The organism is Streptomyces sp. NPDC102462 (genome assembly GCF_044765425.1).
Classification (GTDB): Bacteria; Actinomycetota; Actinomycetes; order Streptomycetales; family Streptomycetaceae; genus Streptomyces.
In genome coordinates, this window is record NZ_JBIWKB010000079.1 from 1 (window position 1) to 25,970 (window position 25,970).

Here is a 25,970-nt window from a genome sequence, read left to right on the forward strand (position 1 = left end):
CCCCGGCCCCGCCCTCCCGGCGCGCGGCGGGGGGGGGGGGCCCGGGGCCGGGGGGGGGGGGCGGCGGGCCGGGCCCCCGGCCCCCCCCCCCCCCCCCCCCCCCCACGCCGTTTCCGTCAGAAACGTCAGTCCGCAGTCCGCTCCAGAGCGGCCACGCCGATCGCGCTGTCCGCCATCCCGTAGAACACATAGACCGTCCCCGCGATGCGTTCGACGGCAGTCGGGAAGACAACGTTGCTGAGTGTTCCCACGGTTTCCTCACGGGTTTCCGGAGACAGCCACGGCTCCTGCGAGCGCGCCAGCACCCGCGCCGGATCCGCCGGGTCCAGCAGCATGCCCCCGGCCCGGTAGACGGCGCCATGGCTGAGCTCGAAGCCCTTCGCGACCGGGCCGGTCACCCCGTGGTGGATGAGCAGCCAGCCCTCGGGCACCCGCAGCGGCGGCGGGCCCGCGCCGATCTTCGCGACCTCGAACGGCATCTTGGGGCCGGCGACCGGAGCAGAGTGCCGAAGCGAGGTCAGAGCCGTGAGATCGCGGCGGGCCGCCTCGGCGTCGACGTACGCGATCCAGATCGACGGACGGCCGTCGTCGACCCCGGCCGGGGCCGGGGCGCCCTCGCCCGGGCGCAGCCAGTCCAGGTCCCACATCGGCCGGTGCAGCATCGCAAAGCTCGGGCGGCCGTCGGGACCGGGAACGATTTCGGGGAAGAAGACGAGGTCCTTGTTGGGGAAGAAGTTCAAGTCGGTGGACAGGTGCGGCTGATACGCAAAGTGCAGTGGGCCCAGCCGGCGCCAGCTGATCGTGTCCGTGGAGACGGCCAACGCGGGCCGCGGGCCGAGCGGACCGTAGGCGACGTAGGTCAGGACGTGCACGCCGAGGTCGGGGATGAAGGTGATACGGGGGTCCTCCACGCCGGCATTGTGTGCACCCCGCTCGAAGCCCTCCTCCGGGGACAGCACCACGCCCTGGCGTTCGACGCCGACCGGTACGCCGTCCTCGATCACGACACGGGCGCGGCCGATGCGGGAGACGTTGCCGGCCGCGACCATGCGGGGGAAGAGGTACAGCTCGCCGTCGGGTCCCCAGGCGGTGGCCGGATTGAGGACGCCCTCGGCCTCCAGGGGGTCGGTGGGGTCGGCGTTCATGAGCACGCCGACCCGGTTCAGGGCATACGGGAGCGCGGTTTCGGTGTTGCGCTGGGTCATACCTAGCCTTTGATCGCGGATCCGAGGTTGGCAGAGGTGAAGTGGCGCTGGAAGAGCACGAAGAGGACGACGGCCGGCACCGCCAGTACGCAGGCACCGGCGAGCACGGCGCCCATGGGGTTGGCCTGGAAGGCGGAGTTGGCCTGGGAGAAGTTCGCCAGGCTGACCGCGAGGGGCTGCATCTCCTGGTCCTTGGTCACCAGGAACGGCCACAGGAATTCGTTCCATGGGCCGATGAAGGTCACCAGCATGGCGGTGAGGATCGCGGGACGCACCAGTGGCACCGCCACCGAGCGCAGGATGCGCAGTTCGCTCGCTCCGTCCACGCGCGCCGCGTCGAAGATCTCGCGTGGGATCTGCAGGAAGTACTGGCGGAAGATCAGCACGGCGACGGAGTTGATGGCGAAGGGCAGGATCATCCCGGCGTAGCTGTCGGCGAGGCCGAAGTAGCGCACCACCATCACGTACAGCGGGATCATCAGCAACTGGAACGGGATCGCCTGGACGAGCAGGACGAGCCCGAACACCAGGCCGCGGCCGCGGAAGCGCAGGATCGCCAGGGCGTAGCCGGCCAGCAGGCCGAAGACCAGCGTGCAGACCACCACCCCGGCGGTCATGATCAGGGAGTTGGTCAGGGCGGTGAGCAGGCTGAACGAGTCGTCGATGCCGGTGAGGTTGTCCAGGGTGAGGTTGCCGGGCTTGGGCAGCAGGCCGCCGAGGCTGGTGTCGCGCTTCTTCTGCAGCGCCCCGATGAGCATGTAGTAGAACGGCAGCAGAGCGGCGAGGGCGCCGAGGCCGAGTGCGGTGTGGCGCAGGATGCGCAAGGTGCGGGCCATGTCAGTCCCTCTCCGTGACGCGCCGGGCCACGGTCGCGATGACGAGCACGCCGGTGACGAGGATCAGCCCGATGGCGGCCGCGGCATCCGGCTCGCCCTGCTCGATGCCCCGCTGGTACACCAGCAGCGCGGGGGTGAGTGAGGCGCCGCTCGGGCCGCCGCCGGTGAGCAGGAACGGCTCGGTGAAGATCTGTCCGGCGGTGATGATCGACAGCAGGACGACGAGCGAGGTGACCGGCCGGACGGCCGGCAGGGTGACGGCCCGGAACGCCTGCCAGCGCCCAGCGCCGTCGGTCAGGGCCGCCTCGTGCAGTTCCTTGGGCACGTTCTGCAGCGCGGCGAGGTAGAGCAGGATGTAGAAACCGAGCTGCTTCCAGGTGACGTAGACAGCGATGAGCGGCATCACCAGCTGTTTGTTGGCCAGCCAGGACGGGTCAGGGGCCCAGGAGCCGAGCACGTTGTTGACGGCGCCGGAGCCGTTGAACAGAAACAGCCACACGGCGAGCGTGGCGACCGAGGCCGTCACGTACGGCACGTAGTACGCCACCCTGAAGAAGCCCCGCCAGTGGGTCGCGGCGTTCAGCGCCGATGCCAGCGCGAGCGCCAGCACCACGGTCAGCGGAATGTTGATCGCCATGAACAGCCCGAGGTTGGCGAACGCGCGCCGGGTGCTCTTTTCGCCGAGGACCTCGGTGAAGTTGTCGAAGCCGACGAACGGGTGCGGGGCGGACACGCCGGGCGCGGTGAAGAAGTAGTCGTGGAAGGCCATCCATACGCCGACGCCGAACGGGATGATGAACACGACCAGGACGTAGCCGGTGTACGGCGCGGTCAGGACGAGCCCGAGCGGGCTGGTGCCCAGCCATCGCTCAAGCCGCGAGACGCGGGGCCGCCGCCCCGGGGCACCGGACTCGTGTGCGGCTGCCTGCGGTGCGTGCCGGGTCGATCGCCGGGGGTGCCGGCCGCGGGGCGGAGCACCCGCGGCCTGGGTGCCGTCGAGACTGTCGCGGAGTGATTTCACGGTGCGCCTCGTCAGCCGGCGGTCTGGTCGTCGATCTGCTGCGCGGCCTTGCCGAAGGTCGACTTCACATCGCCCTTCCCGGGCAGCACCGCGTCGTCCCAGGCCGTGCGGAACGTCTTCCACACGTCGGTCGAGCCGGCGATGTTCGGCACGTCCACCGCCCGCGGGACCGCGTCGGCGAAGGGCTGGTAGAACGGGTTGGCCTTGAGGTAGCCGCTCGCGACAGCGGCCACGTCACCGCGGGTGGGGAACTGCCCCGTCTTCTCCAGCAGTGCCACGTCGTTCTTCGTGCTCATCGAGAACTTGGTGAACTTCCAGGCGGTCTGCTTGTGCTTGCACGAGGTGAACAGGCCGACGTTCTTGGAGTCCGCGAACGTCGAGGTCTTGCCGGCCGGTATTCCGGCGGCCGTGGGCAGCGGCACTACGCCGTACGTCACCTTGCCGTCGAACTGCCCCTTGCCCCACGGCCCGGCGATGCCCATGGCGGCCACCCCGTCGGCGAACGGGCCCGCCCACATGTCACCGCTGTACGCCTCCGGGGACGAGTAGCCGTCGGCATACATCTGCTGCCAGAAGCCGAGGGTCTGCAGTCCGGCCTCGGAAGTGAAGGTGGCCTTCTTGTCCTTCACCAGCTGTGTGCCGCCGGAGTTGGCCAGATACAGCGGGTAGAAGTCGAACAGCGCATTGGTGTAGTCGCTGGTCGCCGGGGGGTACAGGGCGAATTTCGCCGCCTTGCTGCTCTTGATCCTCTTGGCTGCGGCCAGCACATCGCCGTACGTGCTCAGCTTCGGGTTCTCGGGGTCCAGGCCGGCCTTTTTGAAGACGTCCTTGTTGTAATAGAGCATGAACGGGTTGGTTTTCCACGGCACTTGATACAACTTGCCGTCCGGGGAACGGAAGCCGTCCGCGGCACCGCCGGAACGCTCCTTGATGAAGGACTCGGCATCGCCGAACGTGTCCGAGAGATTCACCAGGCCGCCCTGCTTCTGGAATGCCGCGACCGCCGCCGGAGCGGTGTTGTAGACGAGGCACGGGGTGTTGCCCGCGGTGATCGCGGCCCCGAGGACGTCCTCGGTGGACTTGCCCGACGGCACCGCCTTGGCGGTGACTTTCTCCTCGGGGTGCTCGGAGTTCCAGGCGGCCACCGTGGCCTTGGCCCAGGCCTGCTCCTGCTCATTCGTCGAGTACCAGATGTCGATCGGTCCCGAGGTCGGCTTGCCGCCGCCGGCGTCGCCCGAACCACAGGCGGACAACGGCAGGACAACCGCCGCGGCGGTGGCCAGCACCGTAACGCGCGGAAAACGCCTCATGGCGCCCAACTCCCTTCCATGCGGGTGGTTGAGGGTCCGAAGCGACTCCCCTCCCGTCGCCGCCGGCCCGCCCCGTCGGAATGATCACCACGGGGTTAACAGCGCCATCAAACCGGTTTAATATCGGAGCGTCAAGGTTGGATGCGAGATGTTTCGGTAACCGGGGTGGCACACTCCTGTCACTCCGGGGCCGGTGGGAAGGCGAGGCGGTATGGCGCAGGGCCAGGGCAAAACGGCCGGGTCGGCAGGCGGTTCCCACGGGGCGATGCCCCCGCCGCAACGCCGGGGCAAGGGCAGCCGGCCGACGATCGGTGATGTCGCCGCGCTGGCCCAGGTCTCCAAGGCGACGGTCTCCTTCGTCATCAACGACCGCCCCGGGGTCAGCCCGCAGGCGCGCCGGCGGGTCCTGGACGCCATCGACCAGCTGGGCTGGCAGCCCAACGCCGGCGCCCGGGCACTGTCCACCAAGCGGTCACAGACCCTCGGCCTGGTGATCCGCCGACCGCCGGAACTGCTGAGCACCGACCCGTTCTTCCCTCAGTTCGTCGCCGGCATCGAGACCGGCCTCGCCCCCCTCGGCTACGCGCTCGTACTGCAGGTCGTCCCCGACGAGGAGACCGAACGGCAGGCGTACGAGCGGCTGGCCCGTGACGGGCGGGTCGACGGTGTGTTCCTCACCGATCTGCGCACCGACGACCCGCGGCCCGCACTCGTGACGGAGCTGGGCATCAGCGCACTGATCGTCGGACCGCCGCAGGCCGGCAGCCGGGTACCGGCCATCGGGGTCGACGACGGCAGCGGGGTGCGCCGTGCGGTCGGCCATCTGCGCTCGCTCGGCCACCGGTGGATCGGACACGTCTGCGGCGCCGCAGGATATGTGCACACCCAGGCCCGGTGCGACGCCTGGCGCAGTGCGCTGGCGGATGCAGGCCTGCCCGAGATCCCGCCCGTCGCGGCGGACTTCACCGGCGCGGCCGGCGCCCAGGCCACGCACCAACTGCTGGACCTGGACCGGCCGCCGACCGCCATCGTGTACGCCAACGACCTGATGGCCATCGCCGGGATCACCGCCGCGACCAGCCGCGGACTGCGGGTCCCCGAGGACCTGTCGGTGGTGGGCTTCGACGACATCCCGCTGGCCGACTGCATCGCGCCGCCGCTGACGACGGTGCGCCAGAACGTGCTGGCCTGGGGGCGCGCTGCCGCACAGACACTGGTCTCGCTCACCGAGGGAGGAACGTTCCAGGCGACCGAGCTCCCACCGGTGGACTTCGTGGTGCGGGCGAGCACCGCGCCCCCGCGGACTTGAGCCCGGGGCCGCGACCGGGAGTGGGGGACATGCTCTCGGCTCCCGCCGACCGGCCCGGTCGACGCACACACGACGAGCGAGGCGGCCGTTGCCTCCCGGGCTGCCGGTTGCTCGGTCGAGGCTGTCGCGGGGTTGCCGACCGCTGGGTTCGATGTCAAAGGCGAGTGGCGACGCGGACCAGGTCGGCGACTGTGCGAAGGCGGCTGCCCGGTGGCCAGGCGATCACCGTCGTCACGGGGGGAGCGTCCAGAATCGGTACGGCGGTGAGGTCCCGGTGCAGGTCGGCGCCCGCTGACTCGGGAATGACCGCGGTGGTACGGCCGAGCGCGATCAGCTGGAAGAGCTGCGTGAGGTTCCGTACCTCTGCGCCGGGCCCGTCGGGGTAGCTGCCGTCAGGACGAGGCCAGCGGGCCATCGGGAGCTGTGGCAGTGCGGTGACGTCGGCCATCCTGACCCGGGAGCGGCCGGCGAGCGGGTGCCAGACCGGCAGGATCACGACCTGACCCTCGGTGCACAGGGTTTCGGTGTCGAGTCCGGCCGCCGAGTCGAAGGGCAGGTGCAGCAGCGCCACGTCGGCATGCCCGTCCTGCAGCAGCCGCTGGTGCTGGTGTGCCTCGCACAGCAGCAGGTCGACTGTGGCCGCGTCGGGTTCTTCGGCGTAGGCATCGAGCAGTTTCCTCAGCAGTTCGCCGGCGGTGCCCGATTTCACGGCCAGGACGAGGCTGGGATGTGCCGCCGCAGCCCGCAGGGTACGCCGCTCGGCCGCGGCCACCGCGCTCAGGATGGCGCGTGCTTCGGCCAGGAGCACGGCTCCGGCCTGAGTGAGCGTGACCTTGCGGCTGGTACGTTCCAGCAGCGCGATTCCGAGCCGCCGTTCGAGCTGGGTGATCGCGCGGGACAGGGGCGGCTGGGCCATGCCCAGACGCTGGGCGGCCCTGCCGAAGTGCAGCTCCTCGGCGACGGCGACGAAGTACCGCAGCTCGCGCGTTTCCATGAGCACAGGCTAGCGAGGGGAGACGACTGATCGATACCGCTCGGGTATTGCTCCATGACCGAGACGGTGTTGGAGCCCGGCCGCGGCACCGGCATGCTCGCTGCCATGAGCGAGAAGACGATCGCGCTGGTCACCGGCGCGAACAAGGGAATCGGTTACGAGGTCGCGGCCGGACTGGGCGCGCGGGGCTGGAGTGTCGGTGTCGGCGCCCGGGACGACCAGCGTCGGGAAGACGCCGTGGCGAAGCTGCGCGCGGCTGGTGCCGACGCCTTCGGTGTCCCCCTGGACGTGACCGACGACGAGAGCGTGACCGCCGCGGTCCGACTGATCGAGGAAAGAGCCGGACGGCTCGACGTACTGGTCAACAACGCCGGCGTGGCCGGCGGCTGGCCGGAGGAGCCCACGTCCATCGACCTTGAGACCGTGCGGCGGCTGGTGGAGACCAACGTCATCGGCGTCATCCGGATCACCAACGCGATGCTGCCGCTGCTGCGCCGTTCGGCCCATCCGCGGATCGTCAACCAGTCCAGCCACGTCGGCTCCCTGACACTGCAGACCACGCCCGGTGCCGACCTCGGAGGAATCAGCGGGGCCTACGCGCCGACGAAGACGTACCTCAACGCCGTCACCATCCAGTACGCCAAGGAACTGAGCGGCACCGGCATCCTCATCAACAGCGCCTGCCCCGGTTTCGTCGCCACTGACCTCAACGGATTCAGCGGGACCCGCACTCCTGAGCAGGGAGCGGCGATCGCCATCCGGCTGGCGGCCCTGCCGGACGACGGCCCGACCGGCCAGCTGTTCGACGACAACGGGGTCGTGCCTTGGTGACCTGACCTTGGATGCCCTCCTCGCCGACCACGCCGCGACCACCCGTCGCCGGGTCGGTCACGGAGGTGGGGTGGCTGGGTACGGCGAGGACCAGTCCGGGGATGTCCCGGAGGACGGCGAGCGCGGAGCCGAGGGGCATGCCCAGGTCGGTCCGCTGGCCGAGGAGGAAGCCGAGGACGCGGCCCGTGCCGAACGTCTTCCGGGGGCCGCGGGTGACAACGGCGGTTCACCCGCGTCGGCAGCCGCTCCGTCTGCGACGACGACGTCCTGGAGTTCGTCTTCCACGTCCCGCCCGGCACCGTCCACCGGGACCGGCTGCCGCAGCGGACCACGTTGCACCGGGCCGTGGCGGGCCACCCGCGCTCCGGGCGCCACCGGTGGCTCGCCCACGCAATCCACCCGGAGGATGCCGGGTCAGATCACGCGGAAGAGGTCGGCGGCGGCCTGGACGTCGGTGAAGTCCTCGACGGAGCGTAGGTCGTCGCACAGCGCCTGAAGGACCGAGTCGGCTTCGGCGATGCGGGGGGTACCGACGGCCACGCCGAAGACCCGGAAACCCAACCGGTGCTTGGCCTCGTTCCAGCCGCGCATCCACTCCTTTGTGACGCCGCAGTCGTCGTCGGTGATCATCACGATGTCGCCGCGCGTGCGGGCGGCGTCGTTGAACTCCTCCTCCAGCAGTTTCCCGGCCGCTGACAGCGGCGTCTGATAGCTGGTCCCGCCGCCCAGGAAGGTCTCCGCGAAGTCGAGCACCCGGGCGATCTGTGCGGGCTGGTCGGCCGGGAAGCGGAAGATCTGGATCTTGTCAGCGGCGGAAAACAGGATGCCGACGAAGTCCCGCCCTGCGTGGCGGGCCTGATCCAGCAGCGCCAGGGCGCACGCCTTGGCCCACGCCTCCCGGGTGACTCCGCCGGGCCCCGCCTCGTACATGGAGTGCGAGGTGTCCACACACGCGATGACGGCGCCCTGGCCGGTGGCCTGCTCTCCCTGGCTGTCGTAGAGCATCAGCTCCCCGGCGGCGTAGCGCACGGCGAACACCGCGCGCAGCTCAGGCAGGCCGAGGCCCGCAAGCTCGGAGGGGATGACGCGGGAGAGGTCGTCGCCCAGCGTGACGCCGACCAGTTCCCCCGTGGCGTTCTCCACCTTGCGGGCGCGCTCACCGTCGGCCATCTGCCGGAAGCGACCGATCAGCTCGGCCCACTGTGCGAGACGGCCGGTGCGCAGCCGCTCGGTGAGCCGGGCGCGCTGGTCGAACGGCATCCGCTCCAGCTCGCCGGGGGAAACGCCCCACGCCCGCATCAGCGCGGCCTCCTCCCGCACGGCCTTGGCGGCGTTCGCCGCCGCGTTCCGCGCGGCGGCACGGACCCCGGGGGCCGCCGCAGCGAGGGCCTGCGCGGCGTCCTGGACGGCCTGCCGCGCAGCGGCCTCGGCCGCCTGCTGGAGCGCATCGCTCACGGCGCTCGCCGCACCTTCGGCGTCCTGCTGTGCCTGCTTCGCCTGCTTGGCCTGTTCCCGTGCATCCCGGGAGCGCTCCAGCATCCGGCGCAGCGCGGCGGCCTGGGCGAGCACGGCCATGGCGGCGGCGTAGGGGTCGCCGACCGTCTCCCGGCGCAGCTCGGCGAACGCCGGCGACTCCATCAGCGCGGTGATGACCTGGTGGTTGACCAGCCGGGAGAGGTCCATTTCCGCCTGCTCACGCATCTGCGGTCTGACCTTGTAGGCGGCCAGGAACGCGTCGGTCAGGAGGTCGGTGGTGTGGTCGTAGCGTTCGTTCAGCTCCTCCGCCAGATCGCGCAGTCCGGCCGACTGCTCGTAGGTGTCGCGCCATGTGATCCGGTCGAACCGGTCCGCGACCACGGCCGCGGTGTGCCGCTTTGGAGCGGCGGCGGAAAGGCCCACCCACTTCGCGGCCGGGCTCGCCGGCTCGGTGGGTTTGCGCGCTGTCCCGTCCGTCCCGCCCATGGTGCTGATCCCCCCGGTGTTCAGAGCTGGGCCTGCACCATGCTCGCGTCGACGCCGAGGGCTTCGGTGAGGATACGGGCGCGGACGGCGCGCTGGCGGCCGGTGACTCGGTCAATGGCAGTGGTGGAACGGCCGGCGCTCGCCGCCTCCCAGCGCAGCTGCTCCAGCCGCTTCCCCGCCAAGGCGAGCTGGTTGTGGGCCTTCTTGATGACCCACTCGCTCAGCGCCTCGCGGGACTGCCCCGCCATGGCGTCGAGCTGGGCCTCCAGTTCCTCGATGGCATCGGCCAGGTCGAGCGCTTCCCTGGCATCGGGGTTGACCAGTTGCAGCACCTCACGCTCGACGGTCGGGCGTTCGGCGGGCGAGGCCCACAACACGTGTGTCAGCAACGACAGGTCCCTCTCGGCGACCGCCGGGCGGCCGTCGAGGTACGCGGACGCCTGGAGCAGGCCCACCGCCTGCCGCTATCCGGCAGCGGTGTCCTGGCCGACGCTGTCACGCCGAACCTGCCGATCTTGACCCCGGCAATCTCCCTGACCTCACCGCCTGGACTGACGCAGAGCAGCTGGAAAGTCGTCTCGAAGCCGTAGTCATCCAGTTGTCCCGAACCAGGAAGGCCCACCCCGGGACGGGGGAGACGGGCGGCCGCGGACAGGCAGGACAGTGAACCGCACGGTTCCTCCCGAGGACACCTTCCCCTGCGGTCGGGCACATCAGGACAGACAACACAACCGCCCTGCTCAAGCGGTGCCGCTCCCGCTGAAGGGGTGTCGGGCCTTGTGCGTCAGGGGGGCCAGGTCCGCGACGGCGCGTGAGGGCTTGATGGGGCGCCCAGGGCGCCGGTGATTACTGGCCGGGGTGGACGGCCTGGACGCCGGTGCCCGCATACGCCTTCGGCGTCAGGGTGAGCAGAAACCGGCCGCTCGGATGGGCGGCGGAGGGACGGGCGGCGTGGATGGCGTGGACGGCGGCCCAGGAGTGCCCGAAGCGCAGCAGCTCGGTGGCTGTGACCGCGGCGTCGGTGTCGAACGCCTCGATCCGGATGAACCGCAGCCCCTTGATGTAGCCGAGCAGTCCAGGCCGCTCGGCGTCGCCGGCCGTCAGCGACAATACCGGCGCATAAAGATCACCGAGTCCGCCGGAGGCCTGGACGTAGAACGCGGCGACCGCCTCGTTGAACGGATCCTTCGGGTCGAACAGCGCCGCCGCGGTCGTGTGGTCCAGGACGACCGCGATCGCCGCCATTACGCGGCCGCCCGCGGCCCGTGCGAGGCGGCCCCCAGGCGCTCCAGCAGCGCCCGGGCCTTCGCCTCCGCCTCCGGGCTTGGCGCACTGCCGAGGGCGGAGGCGAGCTCGGCGCGGGCCAGCTCGGCGCGCTCGGCGTACTCGGCCTGGGTCGGGGTGCTCTGCGCGAGGTCCTCCACCAGGCTGCGAATGGTGGTGCCGTGCTCGGCCGCCAGCTGGGCGAGCCGGTCCCGAGCTGCCGTGCTCACCTTGATGCTCGTCTCGTCTGCTGCCATATCCCTCACTCTACCGCACTCCTCTACCGCAGGTAGAGGAAGCGTGTCAGGCTATGCCGCCACTTACAGCGCCGTGATCGCCGACCTCCACCCCGACGAGGATCTCGCCGCACTCCACCCCCTCGCCCGGGCGACGACCCGTACCGCCTTCGGGGGGCGACGCCTGCCACTACCCCTTCGGCCGCCCGCACCTGACCACGGCCTACGCCGACGGCGAGGCGGACTCCGACCAGGCACAGGGCATCCTGCGCCGCGTCCGGCCCGGCCCTGCGCCAGCCGTCGGCACTGACGCCGGCGACGCCGCTACAGTCCGTTCACCCACTACCACAGCCTGCTCCGGCCGGGGTTGGTCCCGACCGGAGCAGGCTGACAGCAAGCCCGGTCCTCGCAGTAGCGGCGATCATCGGATACGCACTCGCAGCCGCCGTCACAAGCCGCTTCTCACCCAGCAGCGCCGCCTTCGGCATTCTGTGGCCCGCCATGGCCGCATCGGCCCTCGCCTACGCGGCAGCAAGACGCACCCGCTCCTGGCCCGAGTGGGCCGGCGCGGCCTTCGCCGCCGCGGGCGCGGCGCTGTACGGTTCACTGCCCATATGACCATGGTCCGACGGCTGTACCCTCAGCCGGGAAAAGGCCCGCTGGCTCCGCAGTCTCCTGCGTCGGTCCGGTCCCCCTTCCAGCCGTCACCCTGCGAACGTCATCGCGTTCTGCAACAGTCATCGTCGCAACGACGAACAGTTGTCCGCGTGGAGTGCCAGGGCCGCCGTCTCCTGTGAGACGGCGGCCTTGCCGGCGTCGGCGCTGTTCCTTGACTGGGAAGATCCTTTGCGGGCGGCTACTGGTTCTCTATGGCCCGGAGAGTCGATTCCAACGCGTCGGCGTACAGCCGGGCGCCGGAGATCTTCGGGTGGAAGGACTGTGCCGACGTGGGGCCCGGTGGGTCGCCCGGGGTCCTGTCCGCCACAATGCCGTGGATGGTCTCCGGGTCACCGCAGATGCCTTTGCCCGCGAAAGCGGTCCGCGGGTCGGAGAACCACACCCGTGCCCCTGCCTCCCGTGCGTCGCCGACCGCGCCGCGCATCACCTCGGCCATCAGGTTGGTCGTGTCGTTGATCCATGGTCTCTCGGCCGACCCGATACCGGGCACACAGCCGCCGTCGAGGAGCACGGGATAGCCCATGAGCACGATCTGAGCGTTGGGCGCCTTCTTGGCGATCTCCTGCAGGGTCGTGGTGATGGAGGGCCGGACCATCTCACGCATCACCACCGGTTGGACGTCCTTGAGCGGGCCGTCGTCGCCGTCCAGGGTGCCGTCCTGGCACGCCTCCAGTCCGCCGAGGATGCAGGCCTGGATCACATCGCCGAAGCGGGCGTCGTTGCCGCCGATGGACAGTGTCACCAGGGTGGTGTTCTGGTCCAGGTAGCCCTGGTCGAGTTGGGGCATTTCACCATAGCTGTTGACGCCTCGTTCCCCCCATGCGTTGGTGGCCGTTCCGGTCGCGGACAGTATGTTCTCGGTCTGCGCGCCGGAGCAGGCCACGAGGTGGTAGTCGAGAGACGCGTCATGCGCGTCCGCGAGCGCACCGTTCGACATGCTGTTCCCGGGCAGAGCGGCCTGGCGGGACCAGGCATGGCGAGAGCGGTGGCAGGCATTGCGGAGCCTGCTGTCACTGCCCAGTACGTCGGTCTCGGTGTAGTAGTCGCCTCCACCGCTGACCGAGGCGCCCTCCCCGGAGGAGTAGGAATCGCCCATGGCGACCACGAAGTCGTCGGGCTTGTCGGGCAGCGGCTGGAAGGCCACCGCGTCCCACGCCACGTCCTCGCCGCCGTCCCCGTCCAGCGCATGCGTGGACAGCGACACCTTCGGGGTGCCCGTGAAACGGAAGACACCCAGGTCCACCCATCGGTTCTCCCGGGTGCGCTGCGGGTGCACGCGTACCGGGCTGGTGGAGTCGGTGCCGTGGATGGTGTAGGCGGCCTGCCGGGTGTGCGCCCCGTGATCGGGCATGTGGACCAGGACTCGGGTCCATCCGGCCAGGTCGCGATTGAGCGTCCACGTGCCGGTGACATACAGGCGTTGGCCGTCGATGTCCGTGGTGCTGGCGTTGTTACGGGTGTGGGAGAACCAGAAGTGGCCGCCGTAGCCACCGCCGATCTGGTGTGTGTCGATCTTGCCGGGGTAGGTGCCGTTCCAGTCCGTGAAGGTGAACCGGAATGTGCCGTCCGACGGGACGGCCCCGCAACTGCGGGCGGCCGAGCCGGCGGGTCTGGTGCGGTCCGGCAGGTCGTCCACGACGAAGGTCCCCGCGGGGAGTCCGTCGTCGCAGCGCGGCGGATAGGAAGAGTTCTCGTCCGGCTGCTCGGGATAGTCGGTGTTGTTGAAGCGGTGGACCGCATTGCCGCACTCACCGCGGACGCACGACTTCCAGCTGGTCTCCTTGTTCCAGAAGCAGTGCAGGTCCTCCCGTGTGCAGGCACCGAGGCCCGGTTCGTTCTTGTCGCCCGGTCCGATCAGATCGGGGTCGCACTCGTTGGAGTCGTCGCAGAACAATGACTCGGGGGGCTTGACCGTCGTCCGCTCGAAACGGCTGTGCCACCATGCCTGGCGGTAGCCGGGCTGCATGTCGCCGGGCTTGACCAGCGCCGCGATCGGGCGCGCCGCCCAGCCCAGCACCTTCTCCTGATACGGCCAGTCCTGGGGGTGTGCCGCATGCGAGTAGTCGTCGCCGCCGTCCTCGTTCTCCAGGAACGGGGTGCGGTTGGCCTTCCACAGCGGGTTGGCCGGATTGTTGGTGAAGCCCACCCCCCACTTTCCGTGGTGGGACGGTGCGTCCGCCTCCGGATAGAAACCGCTGTTGTACGCCCACAGTGCGAAGAACCAGTTCTCCAGGAACTTGGCGTGCCCGTCGCCGATGACCAGACCCGCGTCGCGGGTCTGGTTCCACTTCTCCGCCAGGATGTCGGCGCCCGCCGCGATGTTCGCGGTGTAGTCCAGCGCCACGGCCTCCTGGCGCGCCGGGCTCATCGTCGGCTGGCCGCGGCCGGGCAGCCGCATCCCGTCGGTGACCTGGGTGATGCCGTAACCGCAGTCGGCCTCGGCCCAGTTGATCAGCCAGGGGTCGGTTTCGTTGCCGTCGGGGGTGTACCCCACCCCGTAGTAGTTCCCGATCAACGGGTTTGCGGTCACGCCCGGCACGGCGAAGCGGGTGGCCTGCCACATGTTGCTCTCCTGGGCGGTTACGCCGAGGAGAATCTGCGCGGGTATGTGCCACTCGTCGTCGCGGTCCACCTTTCCGTTGGGGTCACCGGACAGCACCCGTAACGGAAACAGCTCCTGCGGACGGTAGGACGCCATCCCCGTACCCTTCCAGTTGGCGTCGCGGTAGATCCACTTGTCCAGTCCGCTGATCACCGCCTGGTCCACGGCCCACTCGACCTGCCGAGGCGTGGGCTGGAACGCCTGTTTCGAGACGTCCCCACGCGGCACCGAGCAGGTCCGCTCCGACTCGACCGGGTCGTTCGGCGAGGCGGCGAGCAGGCGCTGCCCGCGCTGTCCGGTCCTCCCGGGCACGGCCGCGCCGGACAGCGAGGGAGAAGTGTCGCGGCCGGCCGCCGTCTTCCGCGGGGCTACCAGTTCGGCTCCCGGCAGGACGCCGAGCCGTACGGTCCGTCCGGTCCGTAGGCCGGTGAGATCGGTGGTCACGGTCCGCTCGGTCAGCGCCTCTTCCGCGCGATGGGAAGTACCCTCACCCGGCGCCCAGTTGGCCACCACGGTCACCCGGCCGCGCGTGCTGATCCTGGCGTCCTTCGCCAGCCCTCCCGGATTGTGCACATGGGCCGGCGCCTCACCCTGGCTCGTGGCCCGCCCCGTGACGAACACTTCCCCGGACGCGGAGCGGGCAACGTCCAGGCCGGCCAGCTCGCCGGTCGCCACGGTCGTGGGTTCGGCCCCGCCGCCGCTGCCCGAGGCCCTTACCGCACCGGCACTCAGGTGTGCCACCCGGCCGAGGGGTCTGGCCTTCGCGTCCTCACCGGCCCGATCCAGGTAGACGATTCCCCCGGAAGCGTCCTTGGTGATCTGGAACGGGATGCCGTCGGTACGGGCTATCTCGTGCCGGCCACGTCCGTCGATCCGCACCAGTCGCGCACCGTCGGCAGCGACGATCACCCCCTTGCCATACGGGATCGCCGAGGTGACCTGCCCCTTCAGCTCCTGCGGTTGCCCGGCGCGACCCGTTGCCGCGTCCACGGTCACCAGCTGGGTGGCGTTGCGGCCCATGCTGTCGTCGGGGAACTGGGACAGCACTGCCTGCTCACCCTCCCCGCAGCCGGGCGAGAAGTAGGCGAGCGAGCTCATGGCGGGGAGCTTGGTCACCTCACCGGTGTCCAGCTCCACCACGGCGGCGAACGCCCCCCTGGTCATCAGCTTCGGGTCGTTGGTGAACGTGCGCGGCGCGTACGCCACCACCGCCCGCTTCCCGGACTCGGTCACACAGGCGTTGCCGATCCAGGCATCCGCCTCGAACCCAGGCTCGGAGAGGCTGGCGGCGGTCCGCCAGTGGTAGCCGTCCTTGGCCTCGGCGACCAGCACATGGAAGCCGGCCGCGTCACCGGACGTGCTCCAGGCCCGGTCCCCCGAGGTGCGGTAGCCCGAGCCGAGCACCTTGGTGCGCTCTTCGGGCGCGAGCGCCGCGCGGTACCGTGGCTCGGCGTCCGCCGACGGCGACTTCGACGCGGTGGGCGTCCCGTCCTCAGCGGCGTAGCCCGGCTCCGAGACGGCGAGCGGCAGCGTGAACGCCATGAGTGCGACGGCAACGGCGGCCGTTGTGCCCATTCTTCGGCGCATCAGTCGCATACCAGGTAGTAGCTGTCATTGATGATCGTGGTACCCGCGGCATTCCGCATCCTGACGGTGGCGTATCCGCATGCGCCGTCCTTCTGGTACACCGGACCGGCATAGTATTTGAACGTACCCGTGTCGGAATCGCAGGGAGTGTCGACCCAGTTGTCGCACAACGTGATCCCCATGTATTTGGCGACTCCCTCATAGGCACCGCGCGCCGCGAAGTAGGCACAGATGCTGCCGGGATCGGCGGAGGCGTTCCGCTTGCCGTAGATCGCCACGTTGGCCATCGCCTGGCCCGCGCTGTCCTTCCAGGTTCGCTGGCCGACCATGTAGGGGAAGTCGAGACACTCGGACACCACATAGGCGTGGCTCGTGGACGGGACGGCGACGACGGTTCCTGCCGCGAGAGCCGCAGCAGCTAAGATCCGCTGAATTGTACGCATGCTTCCTTCCGTTGGAGATGCAGTCCACTTCTGTGGGGCAATTCACGCCCGAGTAGAGGCGCACACTGCCGGCGGTGCCGCACACGTATTCACCGCGATATCTCCGATGCCCCCCTTGATGCAGGCATCAGGAATCCGGGGAATGCCCGCGCTGCGGCGGGAACCCATGTCGAAGCAGGCTCCCTCGTAGGGGATCGAGCCTCGCACCTCATGGCACACGAGGCTTTGACGATCCGTGCCCTCCCCTTGGCTTTCCCTCTCCTGTCTTGCGGCACCGCCTGATGTAGTCGGGCCGGAAGACCGCCGTGGCTCCGGCTCCCGCGGCACCTATGGCTTCCGCCGTATCCATGCCGCGCGCGACCTCGGGTCAGGTATCCGCGTCAGCCACGGCACCATGGAACTGCTGACGCAGCGGGCCGGCACGCAGCGCCTGCCCGGCAGGTGTCGCCCCCGCCGCATACGCACGCGCAGTGGGGCTCCGGATGGCGGCGAGAAAAGCCATGGCGGGCAAGCACACGGTGGTGTGCCGGCACCACGAACACCACGTGCGCACCTCGTGTAGTCCGGGCCGCCCTCGCCCTTGGCGGTATCAGCAGCTGCCGCTCGAATGCCTTCGGCCGGGGGCGAGTTGGACGTCGGCGGCACCAGGGCGTACGACTCGCGAGCCTGCCGGGTGCGGCCGTCCGGCAGCGGCACATCTCGGTCTTGGGCACCGCCGGCACATAGCGCACCGGCGCTCCTCCAGTCGGCCGCGTAGCGCGCGGCACTGCCCGTACGCCTCATCGGCGAGGAAGGAGGTGAACGGCACGCCGGCGCCCGGAGCACGCTTCAGCATGTGCCGGGCCGGTTCCGGGTTTGTCGCCATCGTGGTGGTGCGCTCGGGCGGGACGCCCGTTCCGCGCAGCGGCGTGATGTCGCCGGTCTCGTCCCCGATCAGCACCGCGTCGTCGGCGGCCAGGGCAGCGGCTGCGCAGTCGCGGGCCCGGTCACGAAGCTCATCGGTGTCCCAGGCCGCCCTCGCGAGAAACCCCTGCAGCCGGTCCGGGTTCGGATGCCCGGCGAACTCAGCGAGCTGCCACAGGTTCTTGCGCTGCGCCTCCAACTCCCGCGCTGGCCGAGGGTGCCCTTTCCTGGTCCACACGACCGCGAGCGGCTACCTGCGGGCGCTCAACAACGTCGCCTCCAGGCACTGGTCGGCGACCGAGCTTGTTCTTCAAGGTACGGCTGTGACGGGTGGCTTGCTATCGGTCGGCCTGCGGCATCCGCACGACCGCGATCCCTCCCTCCAGGTCCACCGTCGTCCGGTTCGGCGGCGCCCCGTCTTCCTCGTCGTCCCGCATCACGAGTGCCGACTGCCGCTCCTTGAGTTCGTTCTGCTTCCCAGGCGAAAAACTCGCATGCAGCTGCTCGAACCCGGTTGCCGATATCTGGCCCTGCCGGACGCTGTTGCGCCAGGGCAGCAGTCCGGCCCGCCCGGCACGAAGAAGCAGCTGATCTATGAAGGCCACGGCGGTCAGCAGGATGACCAGCCCCGGCAAGGTCATGAAGACGGCGAATTCCATGCCCCCAGTATCCGCCCCAGGGGGCAAGGGGTCCCCCCCCAGTACTCGCCGAAATTCGGGCGGATATGGCTGAGCAGGCTCCCGACCTGCGGATGGACAGCGGTTCCCCACGCGCGGAAAGTCGGTCGCCGCAAGGGCTTTGAGCCGGTACTTCGCCTCCGAGGGGCTCTCGACGTACACGCACGTGACCGATCAGCACACCGCTTACGGCACGAAGGCGATCGCGCAGGTCGAAGCCGCGTTCCCGAAGGCCGGGCCGCTGCTGGTCGGCAAGCTGTCCGCGTCTGGTCGGCAGAACGCGCTCGCCGCGGCGCTCAAGGAGTACGGGGCGCTGCGGCGCACCATCTACGCCGCTCGCTACCTCGCCGCCCCGGCCTGTCGGCGCAAGATCTCGCGGCAGCTGAACAAGGGCGAGTCGCTGCACGCGCTGAAGCGGGACTTGCTCTACGCCCACAAGAGTGCCGTCCGGGCGCCGCATCGACGACGAGGTCCTGGCCCACATCTCCCCGGCGTACAGCGAGAACTTCAACTTTTTCGGCGCCATCGATGTCGACATCGAAGGTGAACTCGCCCAGCTCGGCATCAGGCTGGCAGGGCGATCACAGGACGAGCACGAGTTTGCCGCCGGGGCGGCGGGATTGGCTGAGCTTGGCCGCTTCCTGGACCTGGTCGAGGGTGTAGGTGCGGGCGACCGGTACGACCAGGATGCCTTCGCCGGCGAGCCTGGCGAACTCATTCATCTGGTCGTAGCGGATCTCGGTGGTGATCCGGACGCCCAGTTCGGCTGCGGCGGCGAAGTCCGAGACGGTGAGGACACGGTCGGGATCCCCGGTCAGCTCGATCAAGGTCGGTAGCGAGCCGCCGGCCGGGCTGGGCTGGTCGGCGCGGTCGATCCGGCCCCCGGTCGGCGCGGTGTCCAGGGCACGGTCCACGGGGCCTGGGGTCAGCGCGCTGACGCGTTCGGCCATGCCCTCGCCGTAGGCGGTCACCTGGGCGCCGATCTCTTCCAGGGCGGCGGCCCGAGTCGGCCCGGCTGTGGCGATCACCCGAATACCCCGGTGCAGCGCGAAGCGCACCGCCGCCTCGCCCACGGTGGTGCCCGCGCCGTGGACGAGCAGCAGCTCACCCGGCTGGACGCCGAGGTCGTCGAGCGCGCGCCACGCCGTCTCGGCCGCCATCGGCAGCGCGGCGGCCTGCTCAGCGGTTACGCCCTCGGGAATGCGCGCCCAGGCCGGCATCAGCGCGTACTCGGCGGCGCCGGCCGTCGGGCCGTCGAAGGTGGCCGGGCCGAACACGCGGTCGCCGATCTGGACGCCGGTGACGTTCTCGCCGAGCGCGTCGACGGTGCCCGCGACCTCAAGGCCGAGCCCGCGCGGCAGCGGCGGCAGATGGTCGGCGAGGAGACCATCGACGACGTGCCAGTCGGCCGGTGTCAGGCCGCACGCCCGCACGGCGATCCGGATCTGGCCGGGTCCCGGTTCCGGCTGTGGGACGTCGCGGAGCACGATCACGTCCGGGGAACCGAACCGGTCGAATTGCAGAGCCTTCATGACGATCTCCTGGCTGATGACAGCATCTGTTGTCATCGACCGTACCAGCTGATAACAGCTCCTGTTGTCGTATCCTGGTGGGCATGCCGCGATGGGAATCCGACGCACAGGGCCGGCTCGAACGCGCGGCGCTCGAGCTGTTCGAGACGCAGGGGTTCGAACGCACCTCGGTCGCGCAGATCGCAGGCGCCGCCGGTCTGAAGGAGCGCTCCTTCTATCGCTACTTCCCCGACAAGCGGGAAGTCCTCTTCGCCGGCAACGAACTCGAGGCCCACCTCGTCGCCCAGGTCGAGGCGGCCGACCCGGGCCTCACCCCGATCGAGGCGCTGCTGACCGCGCTGGGAACCGCCGAGGAGATCTTCCGCCCACGCGAGTTCCTGCTGCGCCGGGGAAGAGTGATCGCCGCCAACCCGGCACTGGCCGAGCGTGATCTGATCAAGCTTGCCGACATCGCCGACGCGCTGGCACCGGCGCTCGAGCGCCGCGGCGTCGAGCCCGGCAAAGCACGCTTCATCATCGACGTGGTGCTGGCGATCCACCGGCGCGCCATGCCCCGCTGGCTGGCCGAGCCGGACACCACCCTCGCTCAGCTCATGGCCCAGGCCGCCGCCGAGCTGCGCGAGGCGGTCACACTGCCGGCTCCGACAGTCCGCTGAGTCGACTGTTGCCTGAAGGGTTGGCTCTTCGCGCCCGTGTCATGCCTCAGGTTACCTACCGGATAATAGGCCATTATCCGGTTCGGGTGACGTGAAAGTCGTGGCCGCGCCGGAACAAACCTGCGAGCCCGTGGCGGTGCCTGACGCCCGTGGCCGTGACCGTGACGGGGGCGAGCCTGGCCGTGCGCCTGGTGGTGGCCGGTCGGCGGCAACGGGATCATCGGCTGGAGCAGAGAGTGAGGCCGACCAGGGAACTGCACGACTTCGTGGCCCACCACCGAACTTGGGGGACTTTCCGGGCCGGTGCCACCGCGGACGGAGGGTGGCTGGTCCATGCCTGTCTGCCGCTGTCTTCGGCCTGCGGGAGGCTCGCTGTCCGCAACCGGGTGGAGATCGCCGCCTGGGCCTGGCGGGTGGGCCTGGCTCACGAGCGCTGACGCGGTGCCGCTCGACGGGAGTTCGTACGCCGTGCCCGCGGACTCGCGCTCCACGGCCTCGCCGATCCTGTGCCCCCACGCCCCCACGCCCTCACGCCGCACTTGCCGGCCAAGACGCCGACGGGCCGCGGCCCACGCCCGCCTGGTGATCACGGCGGGTGATGGCGTCGGTGCCGCCCCGCCCGGAGGCCGGCACCGCGCGACCAGGCGATTCAAGGTTCTTCCAAGCTCTGTCCAGACACCGGCTCCTAGCGTCTGTCCCGCGGCATAACCCCCGCCCTCGTCTTCCGTGATCGGAACCCATCAGGAGGAAACAGTGACGATCCGTCATCGCTTGCGTGCAACAACGGCAGCCGGTATCAGTGTGCTGGGCCTGGCGGCAGCACTCACCGTCCTGTCCCCGGCCACTGCCGCCTATGCGGCGCCCAACTGCCAGCCGTGGTCGGATTCCAACACCTTCGGCACCTACTGCAGCTCCGCAGACGGCAACCCCTCCTTCAGGGCCATGGCGAAGTGCAAGAACGGCAAGACCGTCCCTGGCCTGTGGAAGAAAGTCGGCGGCGGTGTCTGGTCCTACGCATACTGCACCTCGGTGAACTCCTCGCTCAGCTACGGATGGGCCGAGATCGGCCGCTGAGCAGCTGCTCGCGCCGCCGAACAACACGGCGCGACCATCGAGGACTTCGACCCCATGGGCGGCCTTCCCGGCGGTGCCTGGACATCGTCCTCAGCAAGACCCGTCGCTCCTGACCACCCGCACCACCAGAGGCCCGCAGCCACCATGGCCGCGGGCCCTCTGCCGTGCAGGGATCCTGGACCATCTGGACTGCCCCACGCGCGCACGCGACGAGCCCGGGCCGGCGACCTCATCGCAGGTGTCGCGGATCTGCGGCGAACTCGACGCCGAGCTGACCGCGTTCAAGGAACGGCCGCTATCGGATCGTGTCCCAGGCCGTGGTCATCGCTACCGGTGTCTCCGTCACGGGGCACCGCGAAATCCTCGGGCTGGTGGCCGCGATCCGCGCCGTCTTCCTCGGCTCAGCCCGGCAAAGCTGCCGGGTTCACTTCGTGCGGGGCGTCTTCAGCTGGAGCGAAAAGGGCTCCGGGGAGATGGTCCCCGCGACCATCCGGACCATCTTCGCGCAGACCACAGCCGAGGCGGTCCGCACTCAGCTCAACGTGGTCGCCGACATGCTCGGACGCCAGTTCCCGCGGGTCAACCCCCGGCAACAGTGGACAGCCGGCTTCCGCGACGTCCCGCCACCGGCGCCTCGGTGGCCGTCCTCCTCGACACGCCGTGGCCGAAGCTCGACGCCGTCGACTGCGCGGCCGCCCACCCGCTGCACCTGTCCCGCTGCACACAGCGGGCCCCGCAGGCGATCAGGGACCCCGCCCGCAGAACCGCCCTGCGCCGGGCCGCCCGCGCCGGCGGCGTGACCGTCATCGACCCCGCTCAGGGCGTGCTGCTCTGTTCCGCCCAGACGATCTTGCTGTCCTGTGTGTAGCGGGTCCCCCACCGTTTCGAGCACCGCGCGACAAGGAGCAACCCGCGGCCGCCTTCGTCGGAGGTGCGAGCGTGACGCAACCGCGGTGACGCGCCGCTGCCGTCGAAGACCTCGCACGTCAGAACGTGGCTGCGGACCAGTCGGAGCGTCACCGGCGGTGTGCCGTGCCTGATCGCGTTGGTGACGAGCTCACTCACGATGAGCTCTGTGGTGAAGCTTGCCTCGTTCATGTCCCACGCCGCGAGCTGCCGAGTCGCCAGGGCCCTGGCCTGGGAGACGACGGCCGGATCGCTCGGCAGATCCCATGACGCCACATGGTCCGGTCCCAGCGCGTGCGTGCGGGCGACCAGAACTGCGGCGTCGTCGTGGGGGCGGACAGGAAGCAGCTCCTCGGTCAGCATCCTGCCCGTCGCCTGCAGGGAGCCGGGGGAGCCGGGGGAGCGGGTGAGCAGCGCGGTCAGACGCTGAAGACCCTCACTGCCCGGGCCCTGGTGTTGTTGGAGGAGTCCCGGGGTGTACAGCACGAGTGTCGAGTTCTCGGGCAGCTCGAACTCCGCCCTGGCGAAAGGCGGTCCGGGGGAACACAACGCGTCGCCCACCGGACGGTCCACGGTCCCAACGGTGCCGTCCGGGTGCACCATGAGGGGCCAGGGATGGCCGGCGCTGGCCATGGAGCAGCGGCGCGTTGTGGGGTCGTAGATCAGATAGAGGCATGTGGCGCCGTGTTCCGGCGTGTGAGTGGACTCTGCGTCCTGCGCCGACCGCGCTTGGTCGTCGTTCTTTCCGGCGTCGTTGACCATGCCGGGACGACGTGCAACGTCATCGAGCCGCGCGAGTAGTTCGTCCGGTTCCAGGTCCAGGTCCGACAGTGTGTGCACGGTGGCGCGAAGCCGTCCCGCCGCCGCTGCGGGCTGGATGCCGCGCCCGGGTACCCGGCCGGCCACGAGGGCCACCCGGGCGCCGGACAGTGGCACGGTGTCGACCCAGTCGCCGGCGGATCCCGCGTGCACGTAGGTGTGCCACACCTCCAGCGCCTGGTGCGGGGGAAGTCTGTCCGGATGCAGGACATGCTGCAGGGTGACCAGCGAGTTGTGCTCGCGTAGATGGCGACGGGCGTTGTCCAGACACACGGCCGTGCGCCGGGCGAGTGCCGTGGCGAGGGTCAGGTCGTCGGCATCGAACGGTCTGCGCTCGGCACCCCAGCGGCAGAGCGTGGCCAGGCCGAGGCCCCGGTCCTGAGTGACCAGAGGGACGACCATCAGGGAGTGGACCTCTTCCCCCGCAGGTGGCGACAAGCATCGCAACGCCCGCCGTCCCTCCTGGCCCAGGGCCCGCTGCCGCGCCGCGGGCCCACCGGACGAGTCACTGCGATTCGTTACGTGTCGTGCACCCATAGTGTTCAAACCTCGCTCGGCCCAGGCGTCACGCCGCATCCCAGTGTCCTCCAAGGCGCGCATCCGCGACATCGGGCGACTCACCGCCGGCGCAGGGCATCGGCCACCGGGTCCACACCCGGACCGCTCCCGAGCGGACGCGGGCACGAGCCCGGGAACGGCCGAGCCGTGAGCACCGGTCCGGTCGGGCAACGCCTTTCGGGGCTGCCGGGCGTGGCTTGTGCAGCGACCAGAGCGACCGGGCACCCGGACCGCACTCGCCGGGCCACGACGTGATCACACCCGCCTTTCCAACTCGCCCTCCGTACCCGGTGTGGTGTGTCCGTCTGGTCCGGTTCAGTGCCGTGCTCTCAGTCCCTCGATGAGCAGGTCCAGTCCGAACTCGAAGAGCCGGGTGAAGTCGGTGCCGGTGAGCGTGGGCAGGCTGGCTTTGAGGTGCGGGTAGGTCCCGGCTGTCACCGCGTCGGCGAGGAGGCCCGGGTCCGCCGTGCCTTGGTCTCCCGGCTGGAGGGCGGCCTGCTCCTCCAGCGTGTGGCCCACGGTGAAGTTGGCCATGGTGTGGAGTGCCCGTGCCGCGTCGTCGTCGGGGAAGCCTGCCGCCCGCATCACACCCACGACCGTGTCGGCGAAGCCGAGGGTGTTCGCCCCCGTCGCGTGGGTGCCGGCGAACACCCGCGCACCGTCGCGACGCGCGAGCAGGGCCGTACGCATCGCTCGGGCGAGGGTGGCCAGCTGTTCGCTCCAGTCGCCGCCGGGTGTCTCGGCGGCGGCGTCCGTGACGCCGTCCATCATGTGCTCGGCCATTGCGGTCAGCAGGTCCTGCTTGGTGGCGAAGTAGCGGTACAGCGCACCGGCCTGCACGTCCATCGCGTCTGCGAGCCGCCTCATGGTCAATGCGTCGAGCCCTGACCGGTCCAGGAGGTCAAGGGCTGTCTGCACGGTGCGGGCGCGGTCGAGTCGCGGGGGCCGGCCTCGGGTCGGGCTTGACGGGGAACTCATGCGCCTCACTATAGTGAACATCGTTCACGTGAACGATGTTCACGAAATGCGGGAGGGTGACTCTGATGAACGTCGATGTGATCGTCGTAGGCGCGGGACCGACCGGGCTGATGCTCGCGTGCGAGCTGGCACTGGCCGGTGTGCGCACCCGGATCCTGGAGCGGCGCATGGAGCCGCAGCGGAACTCGCGGGCACTCACCCTGCATCCGCGCAGCCTGGAGCTGATGGACCAGCGTGGCCTGGTCGACCGGTTCCTGCCGCTCGGCCGGACCGTGCCCGGCTGGCATTTCGCCCAGCTCCCCACCCATCTGGACTTTTCCGTGCTGGACTCCCGGCACGGCTACACGCTCTTCATCCCCCAGGCACGCACCGAGGCGCTGCTTGCGGAGCGGGCCCGAGAACTGGGTGTGGAGATCCTGCGCGGTCATGAGGTCGTCGCTGTGAGCCAGGACGGCGACGGCGTGAAGGTGCAGGTGCGGGGGCCCGGTGGCGTCGACAGCGTCCACGCCCGGTACGTGGTCGGGTGCGACGGCGGACGCAGTCGGGTGCGGGAGGCGGCCGGGATCGGCTTCCCGGGCACCGACGAGACGCTTACCGGTGTGCTCGGCGACTTCGCCGTGATCGGCACCGACCCGGCGGTCCTCGGTGCGGCCCGGGCCTCTGGCGTGCTGGTCGCGCCGCTGGAGGACGGTCTGACCCGGCTGGTCTGCGTGGATCCGGAGCGGATGCGGGTACCGTCCGGTGAGCCGGTGACTCTGGAGGAGTTCCGTGAGTCCCTGGTCCGGATCTGCGCCTCCGACTGCGGTATCGCCGAGCCCCGTTGGCTCTCGCGCTTCGGCAACGCCACCCGCCTCGCGGAGAGTTACCGCTGTGGCCGGATTCTGCTGGCGGGCGACGCCGCCCACATCCACTTCCCCGCGGCGGGCCAGGGACTCAACACCGGCCTCCAGGACGCCATGAACCTCGGCTGGAAACTGGCCGCTGCTGTCAACGGCTGGGCCCCGCCCGGGCTGTTGGACAGCTACGACGAGGAGCGCAACCCGGTCGGCCGGGCAGTCACCGAGAACACCGAGGTGCAGACGCTGCTCGCGGAGCTGACACTGGTGCCGCAGTACCAGCGGCCCGCCGCGGCCCTGCGTGAACTCTTCGACGAACTCCTGCACATGGAAGAGGTCAACCGCAAGCTCGCCGCCCGGGTCTCCGCGCTCGGCACCGCCTACCCGCCGGCGAGCCCCGGGGCCGACCCGCTGGTGGGAGCGCGGATGCCCGACCTGGGGCTCACCACCGCGGCATCTCAGCCGGTGCGGGTCTACGAACTGCTGTACCAGGGCCGGTTCGTCCACCTCGATCTCGCGGCCGACCCGGAACCCGGTGCGGACGTCACGGGCTGGGGATCACGCGTCATCGCCGTCACCGTCACGAAGCGGGACGACCACGCGGACCTGGAGGGAGTGACCGAGATCCTCGTACGTCCCGACGGCCACATCGCCTGGGCCACGCGCACCGTCGGCATCACCGCACGCCGTGACGAGCGGCGCGCGGCGCTGACCGCCTGGGGCGGAACGCCCTCCTGAGCGCCGGAAGGACCGC

At 70.1% G+C, this 25,970-nt stretch carries 22 protein-coding genes and 3 pseudogenes; 9 read left to right on the forward strand and 16 right to left on the reverse strand.

Going from position 1 to position 25,970, the window contains the following annotated elements; translation table 11 throughout:
* Positions 1-125: 125 nt before the first annotated feature.
* From ACIRFL_RS39135 to ACIRFL_RS39150, 4 genes are read right to left on the reverse strand one after another with little or no spacing between them, the layout of a single operon-like run.
* Positions 126-1,205 carry a glycosidase gene (locus ACIRFL_RS39135; RefSeq protein ID WP_404039006.1) on the reverse strand — a complete coding sequence of 360 codons (1,080 nt, stop codon included), beginning with the start codon at positions 1,203-1,205 and terminating at the stop codon, positions 126-128.
* Between the two features lie 2 nt (positions 1,206-1,207).
* The gene (locus tag ACIRFL_RS39140; RefSeq protein ID WP_404039009.1) at positions 1,208-2,041 is read right to left on the reverse strand and encodes a carbohydrate ABC transporter permease; all 834 of its coding nucleotides are present in this window, start codon (positions 2,039-2,041) and stop codon (positions 1,208-1,210) included.
* A 1-nt stretch (position 2,042) separates the two neighbouring features.
* The gene (locus tag ACIRFL_RS39145) at positions 2,043-3,062 is read right to left on the reverse strand and encodes a carbohydrate ABC transporter permease (RefSeq protein ID WP_404039012.1); all 1,020 of its coding nucleotides are present in this window, start codon (positions 3,060-3,062) and stop codon (positions 2,043-2,045) included.
* Positions 3,063-3,073: 11 nt separating this feature from the next.
* A complete protein-coding gene (locus tag ACIRFL_RS39150) occupies positions 3,074-4,372 on the reverse strand; it encodes an extracellular solute-binding protein (RefSeq protein WP_404039015.1) in 1,299 nt (432 codons plus the stop codon).
* A gap of 265 nt (positions 4,373-4,637) precedes the next feature.
* Between ACIRFL_RS39150 and ACIRFL_RS39155 the strand changes: the two genes are divergently transcribed.
* Entirely contained in the window at positions 4,638-5,681 is a 1,044-nt protein-coding gene (locus ACIRFL_RS39155) for a LacI family DNA-binding transcriptional regulator (RefSeq protein WP_404039018.1), read from the forward strand.
* Positions 5,682-5,835: 154 nt separating this feature from the next.
* Here ACIRFL_RS39155 and ACIRFL_RS39160 read toward each other — a convergent pair whose 3' ends face one another.
* Complete coding sequence (locus tag ACIRFL_RS39160; protein WP_404039021.1) at positions 5,836-6,675, reverse strand: LysR family transcriptional regulator; 840 nt, start codon at positions 6,673-6,675, stop codon at positions 5,836-5,838.
* Positions 6,676-6,768: 93 nt separating this feature from the next.
* Between ACIRFL_RS39160 and ACIRFL_RS39165 the strand changes: the two genes are divergently transcribed.
* Positions 6,769-7,506 (forward strand): SDR family NAD(P)-dependent oxidoreductase, encoded by a 738-nt coding sequence (locus tag ACIRFL_RS39165; RefSeq protein WP_404039076.1) that lies wholly within the window; start codon positions 6,769-6,771, stop codon positions 7,504-7,506.
* Positions 7,507-7,920: 414 nt separating this feature from the next.
* Here ACIRFL_RS39165 and ACIRFL_RS39170 read toward each other — a convergent pair whose 3' ends face one another.
* The 8 genes and pseudogenes from ACIRFL_RS39170 to ACIRFL_RS39205 all read right to left on the reverse strand — a co-directional run bounded on the left by ACIRFL_RS39170 (position 7,921) and on the right by ACIRFL_RS39205 (position 17,839).
* Positions 7,921-9,468 carry a VWA domain-containing protein gene (locus ACIRFL_RS39170; RefSeq protein WP_404039024.1) on the reverse strand — a complete coding sequence of 516 codons (1,548 nt, stop codon included), beginning with the start codon at positions 9,466-9,468 and terminating at the stop codon, positions 7,921-7,923.
* A gap of 20 nt (positions 9,469-9,488) precedes the next feature.
* Positions 9,489-9,932: pseudogene (locus ACIRFL_RS39175) on the reverse strand (ATPase); the annotation flags it as partial.
* Between the two features lie 382 nt (positions 9,933-10,314).
* Complete coding sequence (locus ACIRFL_RS39180) at positions 10,315-10,713, reverse strand: hypothetical protein (RefSeq protein ID WP_184829675.1); 399 nt, start codon at positions 10,711-10,713, stop codon at positions 10,315-10,317.
* Positions 10,713-10,988, reverse strand: coding sequence for a hypothetical protein (locus ACIRFL_RS39185; protein ID WP_404039027.1), 276 nt, complete (start codon positions 10,986-10,988; stop codon positions 10,713-10,715). Before ACIRFL_RS39185 ends, ACIRFL_RS39180 begins: the two co-directional genes overlap by 1 nt.
* Before the next feature lie 835 nt (positions 10,989-11,823).
* A complete protein-coding gene (locus tag ACIRFL_RS39190) occupies positions 11,824-15,789 on the reverse strand; it encodes a NocE (RefSeq protein ID WP_404039030.1) in 3,966 nt (1,321 codons plus the stop codon).
* 44 nt (positions 15,790-15,833) lie between these two features.
* Complete coding sequence (locus ACIRFL_RS39195) at positions 15,834-16,277, reverse strand: hypothetical protein (RefSeq protein WP_404039033.1); 444 nt, start codon at positions 16,275-16,277, stop codon at positions 15,834-15,836.
* A 589-nt stretch (positions 16,278-16,866) separates the two neighbouring features.
* The gene (locus ACIRFL_RS39200; RefSeq protein WP_404039036.1) at positions 16,867-17,379 is read right to left on the reverse strand and encodes a transposase; all 513 of its coding nucleotides are present in this window, start codon (positions 17,377-17,379) and stop codon (positions 16,867-16,869) included.
* 139 nt (positions 17,380-17,518) lie between these two features.
* The gene (locus tag ACIRFL_RS39205; protein ID WP_404039038.1) at positions 17,519-17,839 is read right to left on the reverse strand and encodes a DUF6191 domain-containing protein; all 321 of its coding nucleotides are present in this window, start codon (positions 17,837-17,839) and stop codon (positions 17,519-17,521) included.
* 100 nt (positions 17,840-17,939) lie between these two features.
* Here ACIRFL_RS39205 and ACIRFL_RS39210 point away from each other — a divergent pair.
* A pseudogene (locus ACIRFL_RS39210) lies at positions 17,940-18,053 on the forward strand (hypothetical protein); the annotation flags it as partial.
* 6 nt (positions 18,054-18,059) lie between these two features.
* Positions 18,060-18,404, forward strand: a complete 345-nt coding sequence (locus ACIRFL_RS39215; protein WP_404039079.1) for a Tn3 family transposase — start codon at positions 18,060-18,062, stop codon at positions 18,402-18,404.
* Positions 18,405-18,438: 34 nt separating this feature from the next.
* Here ACIRFL_RS39215 and ACIRFL_RS39220 read toward each other — a convergent pair whose 3' ends face one another.
* Entirely contained in the window at positions 18,439-19,389 is a 951-nt protein-coding gene (locus tag ACIRFL_RS39220) for an NADP-dependent oxidoreductase (protein WP_404039041.1), read from the reverse strand.
* 83 nt (positions 19,390-19,472) lie between these two features.
* On the opposite strand from ACIRFL_RS39220, the gene ACIRFL_RS39225 reads away from it, so the two are divergent.
* The 4 genes and pseudogenes from ACIRFL_RS39225 (at position 19,473) to ACIRFL_RS39240 (ending at position 21,987) form a co-directional block, all read left to right on the forward strand.
* Positions 19,473-20,045, forward strand: coding sequence for a helix-turn-helix domain-containing protein (locus tag ACIRFL_RS39225; RefSeq protein ID WP_326795926.1), 573 nt, complete (start codon positions 19,473-19,475; stop codon positions 20,043-20,045).
* Positions 20,046-20,798: 753 nt separating this feature from the next.
* A complete protein-coding gene (locus ACIRFL_RS39230; RefSeq protein WP_404039044.1) occupies positions 20,799-21,119 on the forward strand; it encodes a hypothetical protein in 321 nt (106 codons plus the stop codon).
* 226 nt (positions 21,120-21,345) lie between these two features.
* A pseudogene (locus ACIRFL_RS39235) lies at positions 21,346-21,700 on the forward strand (transposase); the annotation flags it as partial.
* A 14-nt stretch (positions 21,701-21,714) separates the two neighbouring features.
* Positions 21,715-21,987: a hypothetical protein gene (locus ACIRFL_RS39240; RefSeq protein WP_404039090.1), complete on the forward strand. Its 273-nt coding sequence runs from the start codon at positions 21,715-21,717 to the stop codon at positions 21,985-21,987.
* Here ACIRFL_RS39240 and ACIRFL_RS39245 read toward each other — a convergent pair.
* Complete coding sequence (locus ACIRFL_RS39245) at positions 21,936-23,453, reverse strand: SpoIIE family protein phosphatase (protein WP_404039047.1); 1,518 nt, start codon at positions 23,451-23,453, stop codon at positions 21,936-21,938. The two genes, ACIRFL_RS39240 and ACIRFL_RS39245, sit on opposite strands and share 52 nt — an antisense overlap.
* 264 nt (positions 23,454-23,717) lie before the next feature.
* A complete protein-coding gene (locus ACIRFL_RS39250; RefSeq protein WP_404039050.1) occupies positions 23,718-24,380 on the reverse strand; it encodes a TetR/AcrR family transcriptional regulator in 663 nt (220 codons plus the stop codon).
* A 65-nt stretch (positions 24,381-24,445) separates the two neighbouring features.
* Between ACIRFL_RS39250 and ACIRFL_RS39255 the strand changes: the two genes are divergently transcribed.
* The gene (locus ACIRFL_RS39255) at positions 24,446-25,954 is read left to right on the forward strand and encodes a monooxygenase (protein WP_404039053.1); all 1,509 of its coding nucleotides are present in this window, start codon (positions 24,446-24,448) and stop codon (positions 25,952-25,954) included.
* Positions 25,955-25,970: the final 16 nt, after the last annotated feature.